Here is a 14,608-nt window from a genome sequence, read left to right on the forward strand (position 1 = left end):
ACCCGGCCACCCGGTATGATTGGGTCCGTGCCCGGGCCAGCCCGGGCGGGCCCCCGTAGCTCAGTAGGATAGAGCGGCCCTCTCCTAAAGGGCAGGCCATCGGTTCGATTCCGGTCGGGGGCACTTGTCATATCCAGTGGCTGACCTGGCCGCGTACCTCGCCGGGACGTGGACCGTGGAGCGCACCATGCTCGACCGGGCCAGCGGCGTCCGCGGCAGCTTCGCCGGCAGTGTCACGTTTGAGCCGATGCACGACGGCGCGCTCGCCCAGCGCGAGCATGGAACCGTGCGCTGGGGGAACCACAGCGGGCCGGCCTCACGTGAGTACACGTGGCAGCCGGGACCCTCCGCCGGGGTCATGGAGGTCTTCTTCCCCGACGGCCGCCCATTCCACACTGTGGACCTGACGGGCGCGTCCGCTGAGGGCGCGCACTGGTGCTCCCCTGACGACTACCGAGTGCACTACGAGGCCGTCGGGCCGGACGAGCTGCAGTACACATGGGACGTGCGCGGCCCCGCAAAGGACCTGCTCCTCGAGAGCGTCCTGCGCCGGGCCCAGGGAGTGGTTGTACGCGCCCACGGCGCATAGCAGGCCGGGAACGGCATGGCAGGCCGTGGCGCGCGCCTGTTATGCCCGGGACGGCCTGTTATCACGAGACCCGCGAGGGAGAGAGTCAGACGCCCTTGTTGTAGACGTCCAGCCCGAACCGGTTGAGCCCCGGGGCACCGGCGTAGCCGAGGTACGGAAGGCCGTACAGGTCCTCGATGCTCGCGAGCAGGCTGTAGTGGTTGTACGAGGTCGTGGACCAGGTGCCCCCGGCCGTGAACGGCGACACCACGAGGGCGCCCACACGCCCGCCGCCCATGCCGCTGATGCCCGGAAGCGCCGCATTCGGCCCGGGGCCCTCGCCGCAGCACGCGCTCGCGTCCTGCTGTGGCCCGTCCGACTCGTCGAACGTGATGACGAGGACGCCGTCCTGCTTGAACGCGGGCGAACCCGTGATCACTGGGACCCACTGCTTGAGCCACGCGTCCGCGGACACCAGTCCGCCCGGCTGGCCGTCCACGCACGGCGAGTCGTGCCCGTCGTGGCACAGGTTCGGCGTGATGAACGAGGCCGTGGGGGTGGTCGAGGCCGAGGCAAGGTCGCCGCTCAAGGCGGACAGGTCGACATCGTTCGCCGCGCAGGCGGGCGAGCCCGTGATGCCCGCGAAGTACACGAACGGGTTGTGCCGGGCCGCGTACTGGTCTCCAATCCGGGCTTTCTGCGTGTCGTCGATCGCGCCGAGCTGCGGGTGGCGGCAGGGCGTGCCCATGTCCTCCATGTAGCCCTTCCACGTCTTCCCGGCCGCGGTGAGCTGGTCCGGGAGGGTTGGGACGGCCGCCGGGTAGACGCACCCGGACCCCACGGCCTGGCCCTGTGCGGCCGTGCCGGTCTGGAGGAACGGCGTGTAGCTCTGGCAGTCAGCCTGTGTCTGGCCGTTCGGGCCCTGGCCGGAGATCTGCGAGATGTAGTTGTCGAGCGAGTTGTGCCCGGTCCCGTAGTACGTGTTGAGCAGGACGCCCTGGCCGCGCAGCGTCTGGGACAGATACGGCGCCTTGGACGCCGGGCCCCACGTCTCGTCGTACCCCTTGTTCTCGAGGTTGATGACAAAGACGTGCGCACTCGGTGGGAGGTAGTGCGGCGCCGCGTCGTCGGCCGTGGCCGGCTGGCCTGCCGCGCCGCGCACGATTGCGAGGGCGGCGAGCGCCAGCACCGCTAGGGCCGCGAGCACGACGGCGAGCGGGCGCCGTCGTGCGACGGCGGTGAAGCCGCTGTTCCGCGGCGGGACCGGGGGGGTCATGAGAGCTTCCATCCTTCCGCGATGGCGCGGGCCTTGAGCGGGTGCCACTCGTCCTCCGGATCCCCGCCGGGCAGCGGCGTACAGGCGGGTCCGGCGACGAACGGCGGGACGAGGTAGGTGGGCGCGCTGAGGTTCGGCGCGCTGGCGAGGTCGAGGACCTCGGCAATGTTGGCGGCGTTCGCATCACGGGGGGTGAGGGCCCGGAGGCCCCAACGCCACTCGATCGCCTTGAGGACCGAGGTGTGGTCGTAGGTGCCGGACACAATCGCGCCGCGGCGGGCGTACGGGGAGATGACCAGGGCCGGGACACGGAAGCCGCGCAGCGCCGTCGTGGGGCTGAGGTCTGGGGCGGTGGTGGGCGCCACGTGGTCGTAGAAGCCGCCCCATTCGTCGAAATTGACCACGAGCATGGTGCGGGACCAGACCGGGGACTTCGTGACGGCGTTGTAGATCTCGTTGAGGAACAGCTCCCCGGAGCGGATGTCCGCATGCGGGTGGTCGTCCCCGGAGGTGCCGGACCCCTCGTCCATGAACCGCGGGTCCACGAAGCTCACAGACGGCAACGTGCCAGCAGCACAGTCGGAGAGGAATGAGCTGTAGGGGGCCGAGATCGGCATGTATTTGGTGCCCCACAACGCCACGAACGGCACGTCCGAGTAGTAGTACTTCCCGCTCACGCCCGCGGCGGCGAGGCGGTCCCAAATGGTGGGTATCGTCGCGTTCGCCGACGAGTTGTGGATGCGGTCGGTCTGCGCCGCATGCTGATAGAAGCGGTTCGGGTACGTCTCGGCCATCACCGCGGCGTAGTAGTTGTCGCACACGGTCCAGCCGGGCGCGGCCTGGGCGAAGAACGCGAGATCGGAGGCGCTGTAGTAGCCGGCGGCGAAGTCGTCGTTGTCTCCAGCGCGGAGGAAGCCGTCGCACTTGCCGTTGTTGTAGGAGATGAGCCCGCCTTCGTGCGAGTGGTCGGGGTCGGGGTGCGCACAGCCTTGGTAGTCCGTCAGGTGGTGCGTGGCGTGGGGAACGCCGTAGCGGTCGATGAAGGCCAGGCCATCCTGCTTGCCGTTCGCACCCGGAAGCCAGCCGAGGAAGTGGTCGAACGAGCGATTCTCCATCATCACGACGACGATGTGGTCGATCCCCGACGTGGCGGGATTGCTGGGCAGGGCCGAGGGAGCGATGCTCCGGGCGGCCGACGGCGCGGCGCCGCCCGTGAGGGCGGCCGCGCTGGCTCCGAGCGTGGCGGCCGAGAGGAAGTTGCGGCGGGAGATGGTCACGCCACAACAAGTTACCTGCGAGTAGGCCGCGGACTGTCCGACTTCAGCGACTGTTCAATCGCGGTTCACGGACTTCCCATGGATCCCACAGCTTGGCGCCACATTCTGAAAGTTCCCTGACAACCGCGCCGAGCTCACTCTCCGCGCGGGGGTCACCGAGTTGCCCCGCCGCGTGCGAGCAGGGGCAGGATGTGATCCGCCAGCAGTGGCGCGAGGTCAGGCGCTGGGTCGGCGGCCGGGTCGATCCACCTGAGCTCGGCGATCTCCGCCGAGGGATGCACCTCGGCCGGGTTGTGGGTGCCGGGGGCGACAAAGACCGTCGCCTCGATATCCGTTTCCGCCTCGTTCGCCGCATGGGCGAGCCAGAAGCCCAGAGGCTCAAGATCCGCGGAAGGCACCACAATGCCGGTCTCCTCGAAGAGCTCACGGCTCGCGGTCTCCGCCGGGGACTCGCCCGCCTCGGGCTTCCCGCCGGGATGCATGAACATCCCGGTCCCGCGCTTGCGCACAGTCAGCAGGCGACCGTCCGGCGCGAACACGCAGACAGCGGATACAACGATGCGTTCGGGCACTGTCCGAGCCTACCGAGTGACCAGTCAGGGTTGGGACATGACCCCTCAACCCTCGACGAAGGGGGCTACTCGGCGCCCTCCGTGTATCCGGCCGCAGTGGCTGTCAGCTCCGAGAACTGGGTCGTGTAGAGCTCCGCGTAGCGTCCGTCGGCGGCGAGGAGTTCGCCATGGGTGCCGCGCTCCACGATCGTGCCGCCCTCGACCACAAGGATCTGGTCGGCCGCCCGGACCGTGGAAAGCCGGTGCGCGATCACAATGGCGGTGCGGCCCTCGAGTGCCTCCCCCAGGGCGGCCTGGACGGCGGCCTCGTTCGTCGAGTCCAGAGCGGCCGTCGCCTCGTCGAGGATCACCACCCGCGGCGCCGCGAGCAGGAGCCGCGCAATGGTCAGCCGCTGGCGCTCGCCGCCCGAGAGGCGGTAGCCGCGCTCCCCCACCACAGTCTCGAGGCCGTCCGGCAGCGAGCGCACCATGTCCTCGAGGCGCGCTCGGCGCAGCACCTTCCACAGGTCTGCCTCCGTGGCCCCCGGCCGCACGAGGCGCAGGTTCGAGGCGATGCTCTCGTGGAACAGGTGTCCGTCCTGGGTCACCATCCCTACCGTGCCGCGCATCGAGGCGAAGGTTGTGTCGCGCACGTCGGTTCCGCCGATCCGCACGGCCCCGGAGTCGACGTCGTACAGGCGCGAGAGCAGCTGGGCGATCGTCGACTTCCCAGCCCCGGAAGACCCCACGAGCGCAATGGTCTGCCCCGGCTGGACCCGGAATGAGACCCCGTGCAGCACCTCCTCGCCTCCGCGGGCGTCGAGCACGGCAACCTCCTCGAGCGAGGCGAGGGAGACTTTTTCCGCACTCGGGTAGGAGAACCGCACGTCGTCGAACTCGACTGCCACGGGGCCGCCGGGAAGGGGTCGCGCGCCGTCCTTCTCTCTGATGAGGGGCGTGAGGTCGAGCACCTCGAACACGCGCTCGAAGCTCACGAGCGCGCTCATGATCTCCACCCGCGCATTGGAGAGGTTGGTGATCGGCGCGTACAGGCGAGTGAGGAGCAGTGCGAGCACGACGACGTCCCCCGCCGCGAGCTGCCCGCCGATCGCGAGCCATCCGCCCACCCCGTAGACGAGCGCGAGCGCGAGGGCCGAGACGAGAGTCAGTGCGGTAATGAAGGTGTAGGAGAGCATTGAGGAGCGGATCCCGATGTCCCGCACGCGCCGGGCGCGCACGGCGAACTCGCGCGACTCCTCGTCCGGCCGGCCGAAGAGCTTGATGAGCGTCGCGCCAGGGGCGGAGAAGCGCTCCGTCATCTGGGTGCTCATCGCCGAGTTGTGCGCGGCGGCCTCGCGGCGCAGGTCGGCGACGCGGGCACCCATGCGGCGCGCCGGAACGAGGAAGACCGGCAGGAGGATGAGGGCCAGGACAGTGACCAGCCACGACTTCTGGGCCATGACGGCTACGGTGAGGATGAGCGCGACTGCGTTGCTCACGACGCCGGAGAGGGTCCCGGCAAACGCGGCCTGAGCCCCGATCACGTCATTGTTGAGCCGGCTGACGAGCGCACCGGTGCGGGTGCGCATGAAGAACGCGATGGGCATCTTCTGCACATGGTCGAAGACTGCACGGCGCAGGTCGAGGATCACGCCCTCCCCAATCGTCGCCGAGAGCCACCGCGTGAGCATTCCGAAACCCGCATCGGCGAGCGCGACCAGCGCAATCAGCGCTGCGAGCCAGACCACCGTGGACACGGATGCGCTGGACACGATCGCGTCGACGACCTGGCCGGCGAGCACCGGGGTCGCGACCGCAAGGAAGGCCGTGACGATCGAGGCCAGCACAAAGGCAACGAGCCGGGCGCGGTGCGGCCGAGCGAAGTCGAGGACGCGCCGGAGGGTCTCGCGGCTGAAGGGGCTCTTCCCGCCTTGGGCGCGCGAGATCTGGTGCAGCGAGCTCCACGCCGCACTCTGCATGCTGCTCATGAGTTCTCCTGAACGTGAAAGACCCGCCGACTCGCGATTGGGGGGTGCGCGAGCCGGCGGGCTAAATCCAGCATAGGCCAGCTGCAGGCCGGACGTAAAATTCATCTCTGCCCATCAGTAGAATCGATCTGCAGAACGTCGGCACGTGCGGGAACAGTCCCGGCGGGCGCATACAAGGGGGGTCCATGCCGGTTTCAGCTCTCGTCTTCCGGGACTGGCTGCAGGAGCTCGCTCCGGGACGGTCCGCGGCGGATGTATGCCGTCGCTCTGGGCTCAAGCGCAGCACACTCGCCCAGCAGATGGTTCGCGGGAAGGTCACGGAGGCCACGGTGGTGGCGATTGCCCGCGCCTATGGCGAGAATCCGGTTGTCGGCCTCGCTCGCTTCGCCCCGTACAAGGACCTCGCTGCAAGCACCGCCGCACCCACCGACGCAGAACTGCTGAGCCAGGTCTCCACGTCGCGGCTCCTCACGGAGCTGCTGGTGCGCAGCGGCGAGCTCGCCGAGCTTCGCGCAGGCCCCTCCGGGGCGCACATCCCCCATGACCGCCTCGACTGCACCACCTGCGAGCCTGACGTGCGGCACTGGGTGGACGCGATTGACGACGGCGACCTCCGCCACCGCGTGAGCGACGCCGCGGGGATCGCCCCCCAGAACTTCTCCGCCCAGCTGCGCGCAAACCGTCTCAGCCCCGAGCTTGCCGTCAGCACTGCGCGCGAGGCCGGCGTCGGTCTCCGCAACGGGCTCGTGGTGACTGGGCTTGTCACAGCGCAAGAGGCCGGATGGCCCGGCGAGGTGTGGGAGGGAGCAGTGCGGCGCCTGCCGGACGCCGAGCTGGCCTTCATGGCTGCCGACCGGCTCAGCCTGCTCGGCCGCGCCCTGCGCCGGCAGACCTCGGACGAGCGTGCCGTGCAGCGCGTGTGGGAGCACCTCGGGTGACCTGGCTCGCCTGGATTACCTTCGGACTGGCACTCGTGCTCGCAGCAGTCCGTATCCCTGCCGCCGTCAGGGGCCAGAACCGGCTCATGCTGGGCCTCTTCGCGCTGATCGCGGGAGCAGTACTGTTGAGCATCCAGGGCCCGTACCTGGCGATCGACGCCGCCTTGGGCGGGTTCAACCTCACCAATCTCGTCCTGAGGTTCCTCCTGTTCGCGATCTCGCTGCTGCTCGCCGTGCGGATCGCGCGCGCCTTCAACGCCCGGGACGCTCAGCACATCCTGCTCGGACCGTGGGGACTCGCGGCCCTCGGGCTCGTGTGCGTGGGGACGGTGGTGTCCTTCCTGCTCATGGGGGCCGTCCCCTCGAGCGTGGGACTCGGTGCAGGCGAGGACGAGCACTGGTTCGAGGCCTACGCGTCCTTGGGCCGCGTCTACCCGACGTTCACCGGCCTCGTGCTCCTCCCGTGCCTTGTCCGCGCCGTCCGGCTGCGCGGCCTAGGCGTGCTTCGAAGCGCTGCCGCCCTTCTCGCAGCGGGCTACGTTCTGCTCGCGCTGACGAACCTGTTCCCGCTCATGCCGGATGAGTGGGTAGCCGCGAAGCAGACCATGAACTACGGCTCCCTCCTGCTCCTGCTCACTGGCCTCGCAACTATCTGGATGGCCAGCGTCGTTACCCGCCGTCGTAGCGAAACATAGGGGTAAAATCCAGTCGCCGGAGGAACTGAATTCACATTTTCATTAGTTCATGCCACAATCATGAATGTGTGAACAAGCCCCTGCCGGGGGGACAGGGGTTCCGCATTGGGGGGATGAGTGGCGGCGGCCTTCGGGCCGCCACCACTCAGCCAAGTGAGGTGGCTTCCCTCGGCGCTGGCGCGTCAGAGGCGTTCGAACGCCGCAGCCGCAGTGTCACAAGTTCGAACGGGCGCAGCCGCAGCCGCGCGGCACCGTCAAGCACCGATTCCACCGGCGTCGGGGCACCGCTGCCAGAGGGCCGTTCAAGCAGGTCCACCGCTGCGATGCCAACGCAGTCGAAGCCCGCACGCACCTCGACGGATGCCCGGGCGCCAAGAGACTCGTAGAGCCGCACCACCACGTCCCCGGTCCCGTCCTCGGCCAGTTTCACTGCCTCGACCACCACTTGTGGATTGTCCAGCACCACGAGGGGTTCCACATCCCGCGCGCCGCGCACGATCCGTTGCGGGAGGTTGACGTCGTAGCCCTCGCGAATGGCCTCGGCAATGTCCGCACCGGGCGTCACGACCGTCGTAAAGCTGTGGACCCCGGCGTCCGCAGTGGGATCGGGGAACAGCGGTGACTTCAGCAGCGAGAGGCGGACGGTCGTCGTCGTCCCTCCGTCTCCGCGCACGCTCCGCGTGACGTCGTGGCCATACGACGTGCAGTTGGCGATCGCGATGCCGTAGTCCGGCTCGCCGACATGAATCCACCGGTGCGCGCAGATCTCGAACCGCGCCGCGTCCCACGAGGTATTGACCGGGATGGGCCGGAAGACGTGGCCGAATTGGGTCTCGGACGCGCTGCGGTCCGCCCGCACGTCCAGGCCGAAACCAAGCTTGAGCAGCTTCTGGCGCTCGTGCCAGTCAACCTCGGTCTCGATCCGCAGTCCTCGGGCACCTGGAGCCAGGACGATCCGCTGCACCACGCTCGAGTTCCTGAATGCCCGGCGAACCTCGAGCACCGCGTCCGCGCCGGTGCCGACGGCCGGCGCCACCGAGGCCGCCGCCGTGATGGCCTCGACGTTGTGCCGGTAGAACTCGTCGAGGTCCCACGCGTCCCACTCGTTGGGCATGTCGCGGTGCAGCTCGAGGAGATTCCCGCGGGCGCCCGGGGCGATCGCGTTGCGGCCTGTCACTGCGTCCACGAGGCCCACGAGGAGGCCGTCGCTGTCGATCTCTGCGGTCATGGTGCCGTTCTCGAGGATCCATCCGCCCGCCCGCCCGGGCAGCACGCGCGCCGCACTGCCCGGACGCACGACGGCGCCACCCCCCAGCGCGGGCACGCCACCTCGGGCGTGGGGGGCTGCGTTGAGGAGGATCTCCCGCTCCCCCGCCCCCACGAGCGTGCCCGCAGCGTCCGCGATGAGCCGATCGAGGTCATGGCCGATGGCCTCGTAGTTCCGCTCGGCATCCCGGTGCACCCATGCGATGGAGCTCCCGGGGAGGATGTCGTGGAACTGCTGGAGCAGGACGAGCCGCCAGATCCGGCGCAGCTCCTCGGCCGGGTAGGGCGCCGCGGCGCGGACGGAGGCGGTGGCGCACCAGAGCTCGGCTTCGCGCAGGAGGTGCTCGCTGCGCCGGTTTCCGGCCTTCGTGCGGGACTGCGCCGTGTAGGTGCCGCGGTGCTTCTCAAGGTACATCTCGCCCGTCCACACGGGAGGGCTGGCGTACTCGGCCTCGGCCTCGTGGAAGAACTCGCGAGGCGTGCCCACGCGGACCCGGGGCGAGCCCTCCAGGTTGCTGTAGCGGCGCGCCGCCGCCATCATCTCGCGCGTGGGGCCGCCGCCGCCGTCCCCGAAGCCGAAGGGGACAAGTGAGACTCCTGCCCGCCCGTGCTCGCGGAAGGTCCGCTCCGCGTGGGCCAGGTTGGAGGCGCTCAGGTCCGAGCTGTAGGTGTCAGCAGGCGGAAAGTGGGTGAAGACGCGCGACCCGTCGATCCCCTCCCAGACAAAGGAGTGGTGCGGGAACCGGTTGATCTGGTTCCAGGAGATCTTCTGTGTGAGGAACCAGCGGCAGCCTGCCGCCCTCACGATCTGCGGCAGCGCGGCCGAGTAGCCGAACGAGTCTGGAAGCCACGCTTCCTCGCACTCAACACCGAGCTCCTCGAGGAAGAACCGCTTGCCCTCGACGAACTGGCGGGCCAAGGCCTCGCCGCCGGGCATGTTCGTGTCCGATTCGACCCACATGCCGCCCACGGGCATGAACCGCCCCTCGGCGACCTTCTCCTTGATCCGTTCGAAGAGGAGCGGATACCCGTCCCGGATCCATGCGAGCTGCTGTGCGGACGAGCAGGAGAACGTCAGGTCCGGGTCCTGGTCCATGAGCGCCACGACATTCGAAAAGGTGCGCGCGCATTTGCGCTGGGTCTCGCGCACGGGCCACAGCCACGCGGAATCGATGTGCGCATGGCCAGTCGCGACGATCCGGTGTGCGCTGGCCTCCGCGGGCGAGGTGAGCACCTCCGCGAGCGCCGCGCGGCCGTCCGCGGCGGTGCCCGCCACGTCCTGGGGGTCCACGATGTCCGCCATGCGCTCGAGCGCCCGGAGGATCAGGTGGCGGCGGGGGCGGTCCATCGGCAGCTCGTGCATGAGGCCCCAGATGGCCGAGACGTCCTGGACGAGTTCCCAGACGGTGACGTCCCGCTCGGCGATGACGAGGGGGCCGAAGCGGTACAGAGGAGCGTCCCCGGCGGTATCCCTGTCCCCCAGGGGAGTCGGCTGGAAGAGCCAGCCGCCCGCAAGGTCCGGGTTCGCCGCAGCCTCGACGTAGAAGTCCACCTCCGGGCCGCCCCCGAGCGCCTCGAGCGGAACGTACCGGTTGCGGGGATTGAGGGCCTTGGCAATGCCGCCGTCAGGCAGCCACGCGAGGCCTTCGCACTGGAACCCGGGAAGCTGCGCGGTGTAGCCGAGGTCCACGAGGACCTCGACATCCGTGCCCGGTCCTCCCCAGCCCTCTGGCACTCGGCCCGTGAGGTGCAGCCACGTAGTCCCCCACGCTCGGCCCCATTCCTCGCCGGCATCAGCGGGGCGGAATGCCTGGGCGCGCGCCTGCTCGAACGGAACGGGCTCACTCGGGGCATCCCAGCGCTCTACGGCAAGCGGAACCACGCGCCGGTAGACGGCGGGGAAGATCCGCTCACGGAAGAACCGGTCGATACGGGCCTCGGTGATGAGCCGATCGTCATGCACGTGCCTGCCTCCAGCCCGGAAAGTCCAATCAGTTGACTAACCTGTGGATCTACAAGCTACCCCGAAGTACGCTCTGGCGGAACCGCCTGCCGGTTACGATACGGGCGCGAGCCGCTCATGCCCGGCGTACACATTGAAGCCTTCGCCCCTGCTGAACCCGATGAGGGTCACGCCGGACTCCTCGGCCAGCTCGACGGCGAGCGTCGAGGGCGCGCTCACAGCGGCCAGGACAGGTATTCCCGCCATCGCGGCCTTCTGCACGAGCTCAAAGGATGCCCGCCCGGAGACCTGCAGGACCGTTCCGGACAGGGGCAGGCGCGCCTCACGCAGGGCCCAGCCGACCACCTTGTCCACGGCGTTGTGCCGGCCCACGTCCTCGCGCAGGCACTCGAGCTCCGCGCGGCTGCCCTCGTCGTGGACCGAGAACAGGCCGGCCGCGTGCACGCCGCCCGTCTTGTCGAACAGCGCCTGCGCCGCCCGGAGCCGAGCGGGCAGTCCGGCGACGAGCTCGGGCAGGAGGCGCACGGCGTCGTGCGCGGGACTGTGGCGCGAGTTCCGGCGAACCGCCTCGATCGAGTCCGTCCCGCAGATCCCGCACGCGCTCGAGGTCACGACGTTCCGGCCGAGGTCGGGCAGCGCAACGCCGGGGCGGAGCTGGGCGTCGACCACATTGAACGTCTGGTGGCCCTCGGCGTCCTCGCCCGCGCAGAACCGCTCGGAGACAATCTGCCCGGGTTCCCAGACCACTCCCTCGGAGATAAGGAACCCCGCCACGAGGTCGAAGTCGTCGCCCGGAGTGCGCATCGTGACGCTGTACTTGAGGGTGCCGGCAGGTCCCGTGAGGCGGATCTCGAGCGGCTCCTCGACCGCGAGCACGTCCTCCTTGTGGCGGACGGGATGCTCGCTGCCGAGGACGTACTTGTGCACCTTCCGGCGCTGGCTCAGACGGCCCACGGCACCCTCCTTACATTGTCACCGGCAGACGCCTCAGCTCAATTGTCCCCCGCGTGCGCCACGGCCGTGGAGCCAGCCGTCTGCTTGCCGGCCACACGTGACTCGTTGCTCATAGTGACCCATCCTGCCGCGCCGCGGCGACAATCTCGACCCAGTGCCCAGCATGCGGGCATCGCCGGGGCACCGGGGATCAGGCGTCGAGGGCGCTCCAGTCGACCGGCCCCGTGGTGCCAACGGTCCGCCTTCTGGACTTCGCCTTCTCAGCGGGCGTGGACGACGGCGCGGACTCGCCGAACGGGCGGCCCCACGGCAGCGGCAGGCACGGCACAGGGGCGCCGAGCTCGAGCCCATGCGGCGGGACGACCATGAACCCATCCGCGCGTGCCAGTCCGCGCAGCATGCCCGATCCGATGCCCGCGGCCGGCGATGCCATGCCGTACATCCTTCGGAACGGAACGACCCGAGTGCGCTTGAGCTCCGGCTCGAATACCTCTCCCGAGGGAAGCTCGACGGCGCGCGCAGGCTCCCGCCCGGACAGCGCAGCGAGCAGCGGCTCGCCGACCGTGACAAGGCCGACGACGGCCGCGAGCGGGTTTCCTGGGAGACCGAGGAAGAACCGCCCGTCCGGAAGCTCCGCGAGGACGGTCGGATGGCCAGGGCGCATGGCGACCCCGTCGACGATGAGCCGGCCTCCCATCTGGGCCACCATGTCACGGAAGTGGTCGGAGCCTCCCTTGCCGGTTCCTCCCGTGGTGACCACGACGTCCGCCGGGTCCGCCGCCGGAGCTGCCCCCGCGGCGTCGTGCGCAGCGTGGCTCCCGCCCACTGGACGGTCTGCAAGGGCCGTAGACCACTCGGACGCCGCGTCTCCGATCTTCTCGTGCCCCACGAGGATTCCGCCGTAGGCCTCGATGAGCGGCGGCACGAGGTAGGTGAAGACGTCCCGCACGAGGCCCGAGCCCGGCAAACCGCTCTCGACCACCTCCGCGCCCGTACGGACGAGCTTCACGAGCGGCCGGCCGGTGACCCGGAGCGAGTCGTAGCCTGCGAGCGCCGCGAGGGCGAGCTGTGCCGGGCCCAGGGCTGCGGCCGCCTTGAGGAGTACATCGCCCTCGCGGGCCTCCTCGCCCGCAGGGCGAAGGTCGGCGCCCCCGCCGGGCGCACCGGGCGGAGCACCCGGGGCCACGCGGAGGTGCGGCAGGCCGTCCTCGTCCGGGGCGATCTCGCCGTACTCGCGGCGGAGGACGGCGCGCGCGCCGGGCGGGAGGGCCCCGCCGGTCACGATCGGCGCTGCCTGGTGCGCTGTCAGCGGCTCGCCGGGCTCGGCGAGGATCCATGGCCCTGTCCCGCACACCGCCCAGCCGTCCATCGCGGACGAGGTGTAGTGCGGCATGTCCCGCAGCGCCGTGAGCGGCTCGGCGAGGGTGCGGCCTCCGGCACTGCCAAGAGGCACGTCCCCCGGCGGCAGCGGCCCAGCAGCCTCCGCGGCGGCGGAGCGGGCCTCGGCCCACGTGAGATGGAGCGCGTGCGGTGCGGCGGCCGGATCAGGGCCGGCGGTCATCCCTCGGTCCCGGCCGCTCCGCGGGCCTTCGCGGCCTTCAGGGCGGTCGCGACTGCGGACTCCATGGCGGCCCCGGCCTCGGAGCGGCCGCTGCCTGCGGCGACGCCGGCGGCATACGCAGCCAAGAACGTGGTCAGCGGTGCCGCGGGGCGGACGATAGCGTGCGCTGCAACTCCCGCCAGACCGAGGACGGCGTCGAGGTCGACCTCGAAGCCGTTGAGCCCCAAGGCCTCGGAGAGTTCGGCGCACCACGCGCGCAGTACGGCGTCCTTGTCGCCGGGCTCGCCTGCGGATGGCTCACTCATGGGCTTCCTCCTGCCGTGGCGTGGCACCCGGAGCCTCTGCGCGTCCGGGCCCTTCAATGCCCCAGTGCCGCGCCGCTTCCCAGGTGTCGACGTCGTCGGACACATGGCCGGGCAGCCTCAGGGGCAGCAGGTCCAGCCTAGCAATGAGGTGCCTCAGCGGCCTGTCGGCGAGGCCGCCCTCTGCCGAGAGTTCCTCGAGAACCGCGGCGAGCGGTCCCGACCGGTAGACGGCCAGGAGCGGCTGGACGTGCCCGCCCTCGTCCACGCCGAGCACGCCGTCGGCGGCCGGCTCCTCCGCGGCGGCTGCCAAGAGCCGTGCCGCCGCCTCCTGCGCCCGAGGAAGGTCCGCTGCCAGGACCGCCACCCAACCCGGGGGTGTGCCCGGCGCGGACAGAAGCGCAGCAAGGCCCGATGCGAGCGCCGCGAGGGGCCCGGCGTAGGCTGGCTCCTCACGCGTGTAGAGCACGGCGCGGGCTTCTGGCGCGGGGACACAGCCGGTAGCCGAGGCCGGCCCGCAGGGAAGGGCGTCGGAAAGCGGGGCGGGGCCGCCCGGTTCGCCGGGACCCGGTCCCACGACGGCGGTGAGGCGTGCCGTCGCCACCGCGTCGAGGGCGTGCTCGAGGAGAGTTGCGCCCCGGTAGGCGAGCTGGGGCTTGGGGAATCCGCCGAGCCTTGACGCACGGCCTCCCGCGAGGATTACCGCGTCGAAGCCAACCGCCGCGGCGGGCGAAGGGTCCGCGGCAGGCGAGCCGTCGCCGTCGTGCGTCAGGCCGCCGACTCCGGGGCGAGGAATGGACTCCACTGCGCTGCGGGCTTCTCCAGTTCCTTGATCTGCCAGACGACGCCGACCGGTGCCGCGGGCGCGAAGCGCAGCTTCCAGCCCATCTCGCCTGGGGTGTGGTCGCCCTTGACGTTGTTGCACCGCAGACAGCAGGCCACAAGGTTCTCCCAAGAGTCCGCCCCGCCACGGGAGCGCGGGAGGACGTGGTCCACCGTGTGGGCCGCCTTGCCGCAGTACGCACACGCGTGCGCGTCCCGACGCAGAACGCCACGTCTGCTGACTGCAGTCCCGTGGGTCCGCCGCGGCCTGATGTACCGATGGAGCAGAATCACCGAGGGGCGCCCTAGCACATCGCGCGGTCCGACGACTGGCTCGCCGTCTTCCGCCACGACGCTCGCCTTTCCGGCGAGCACGAGCACGAGCGCGCGGCGGAAGGTGACCACTGCGAGCGGTTCATATCCAGCATTGAGAACGAGTGTGCGCAT

13 protein-coding genes and 1 tRNA gene are annotated in these 14,608 nt (G+C 70.2%); 4 read left to right on the top strand and 10 right to left on the bottom strand.

The window, feature by feature from the left end:
- Positions 1–49 precede the first annotated feature (49 nt).
- Positions 50–123 (top strand) — tRNA-Arg (locus LF262_RS12480).
- A 13-nt stretch (positions 124–136) separates the two neighbouring features.
- Entirely contained in the window at positions 137–589 is a 453-nt protein-coding gene (locus tag LF262_RS12485) for a DUF6314 family protein (protein WP_235780723.1), read from the top strand.
- Between the two features lie 85 nt (positions 590–674).
- Here the strand turns inward: LF262_RS12485 and LF262_RS12490 are convergent, their stop codons facing one another.
- From LF262_RS12490 to LF262_RS12505, 4 genes are all read right to left on the bottom strand, one after another.
- The gene (locus tag LF262_RS12490; protein ID WP_235780724.1) at positions 675–1,844 is read right to left on the bottom strand and encodes an alkaline phosphatase family protein; all 1,170 of its coding nucleotides are present in this window, start codon (positions 1,842–1,844) and stop codon (positions 675–677) included.
- Positions 1,841–3,121 carry an alkaline phosphatase family protein gene (locus LF262_RS12495; RefSeq protein WP_235780725.1) on the bottom strand — a complete coding sequence of 427 codons (1,281 nt, stop codon included), beginning with the start codon at positions 3,119–3,121 and terminating at the stop codon, positions 1,841–1,843. The genes LF262_RS12490 and LF262_RS12495 overlap by 4 nt, the downstream gene beginning before the upstream one ends.
- Positions 3,122–3,273: 152 nt before the next feature.
- Complete coding sequence (locus LF262_RS12500; protein ID WP_308190533.1) at positions 3,274–3,693, bottom strand: NUDIX hydrolase; 420 nt, start codon at positions 3,691–3,693, stop codon at positions 3,274–3,276.
- Between the two features lie 65 nt (positions 3,694–3,758).
- Positions 3,759–5,660 carry an ABC transporter ATP-binding protein gene (locus LF262_RS12505; protein ID WP_235780726.1) on the bottom strand — a complete coding sequence of 634 codons (1,902 nt, stop codon included), beginning with the start codon at positions 5,658–5,660 and terminating at the stop codon, positions 3,759–3,761.
- 185 nt (positions 5,661–5,845) lie between these two features.
- Here LF262_RS12505 and LF262_RS12510 point away from each other — a divergent pair, with 185 nt between their 5' ends.
- A complete protein-coding gene (locus LF262_RS12510) occupies positions 5,846–6,598 on the top strand; it encodes a hypothetical protein (RefSeq protein WP_235780727.1) in 753 nt (250 codons plus the stop codon).
- Positions 6,595–7,293: a hypothetical protein gene (locus LF262_RS12515; protein ID WP_235780728.1), complete on the top strand. Its 699-nt coding sequence runs from the start codon at positions 6,595–6,597 to the stop codon at positions 7,291–7,293. Before LF262_RS12510 ends, LF262_RS12515 begins: the two co-directional genes overlap by 4 nt.
- Before the next feature lie 145 nt (positions 7,294–7,438).
- On the opposite strand, the gene LF262_RS12520 is transcribed toward LF262_RS12515, so the two are convergent.
- The 6 genes from LF262_RS12520 to LF262_RS12545 form a co-directional block, all read right to left on the bottom strand.
- Positions 7,439–10,522, bottom strand: coding sequence for an alpha-mannosidase (locus LF262_RS12520; RefSeq protein ID WP_235780729.1), 3,084 nt, complete (start codon positions 10,520–10,522; stop codon positions 7,439–7,441).
- Between the two features lie 93 nt (positions 10,523–10,615).
- The gene (gene fdhD, locus LF262_RS12525) at positions 10,616–11,476 is read right to left on the bottom strand and encodes a formate dehydrogenase accessory sulfurtransferase FdhD (protein WP_235780730.1); all 861 of its coding nucleotides are present in this window, start codon (positions 11,474–11,476) and stop codon (positions 10,616–10,618) included.
- Positions 11,477–11,666: 190 nt separating this feature from the next.
- Positions 11,667–13,037, bottom strand: a complete 1,371-nt coding sequence (locus LF262_RS12530) for a molybdopterin-binding protein (RefSeq protein ID WP_235780731.1) — start codon at positions 13,035–13,037, stop codon at positions 11,667–11,669.
- Positions 13,034–13,342: a DUF6457 domain-containing protein gene (locus tag LF262_RS12535; protein WP_235780732.1), complete on the bottom strand. Its 309-nt coding sequence runs from the start codon at positions 13,340–13,342 to the stop codon at positions 13,034–13,036. Before LF262_RS12535 ends, LF262_RS12530 begins: the two co-directional genes overlap by 4 nt.
- Positions 13,335–14,144, bottom strand: a complete 810-nt coding sequence (locus tag LF262_RS12540) for an NTP transferase domain-containing protein (protein WP_235780733.1) — start codon at positions 14,142–14,144, stop codon at positions 13,335–13,337. Before LF262_RS12540 ends, LF262_RS12535 begins: the two co-directional genes overlap by 8 nt.
- Positions 14,108–14,608 carry an HNH endonuclease gene (locus tag LF262_RS12545; protein ID WP_235780734.1) on the bottom strand — a complete coding sequence of 167 codons (501 nt, stop codon included), beginning with the start codon at positions 14,606–14,608 and terminating at the stop codon, positions 14,108–14,110. The genes LF262_RS12540 and LF262_RS12545 overlap by 37 nt, the downstream gene beginning before the upstream one ends.

Origin of the sequence: Sinomonas notoginsengisoli (genome assembly GCF_021554725.1) — a bacterium.
In the GTDB taxonomy this organism is placed as follows: Bacteria; Actinomycetota; Actinomycetes; order Actinomycetales; family Micrococcaceae; genus Sinomonas; species Sinomonas notoginsengisoli.

Bases quoted from the DNA above. Each gene is read 5' to 3' on its own strand.
- LF262_RS12505 (WP_235780726.1), bottom strand. From the start codon at position 5,660: ATGAGCAGCATGCAGAGTGCGGCGTGGAGCTCGCTGCACCAGATCTCG.
- LF262_RS12545 (WP_235780734.1), bottom strand. From the start codon at position 14,608: ATGCGCACACTCGTTCTCAATGCTGGATATGAACCGCTCGCAGTGGTC.
- LF262_RS12490 (WP_235780724.1), bottom strand. From the start codon at position 1,844: ATGACCCCCCCGGTCCCGCCGCGGAACAGCGGCTTCACCGCCGTCGCA.
- LF262_RS12530 (WP_235780731.1), bottom strand. From the start codon at position 13,037: ATGACCGCCGGCCCTGATCCGGCCGCCGCACCGCACGCGCTCCATCTC.
- LF262_RS12535 (WP_235780732.1), bottom strand. From the start codon at position 13,342: ATGAGTGAGCCATCCGCAGGCGAGCCCGGCGACAAGGACGCCGTACTG.
- LF262_RS12510 (WP_235780727.1), top strand. From the start codon at position 5,846: ATGCCGGTTTCAGCTCTCGTCTTCCGGGACTGGCTGCAGGAGCTCGCT.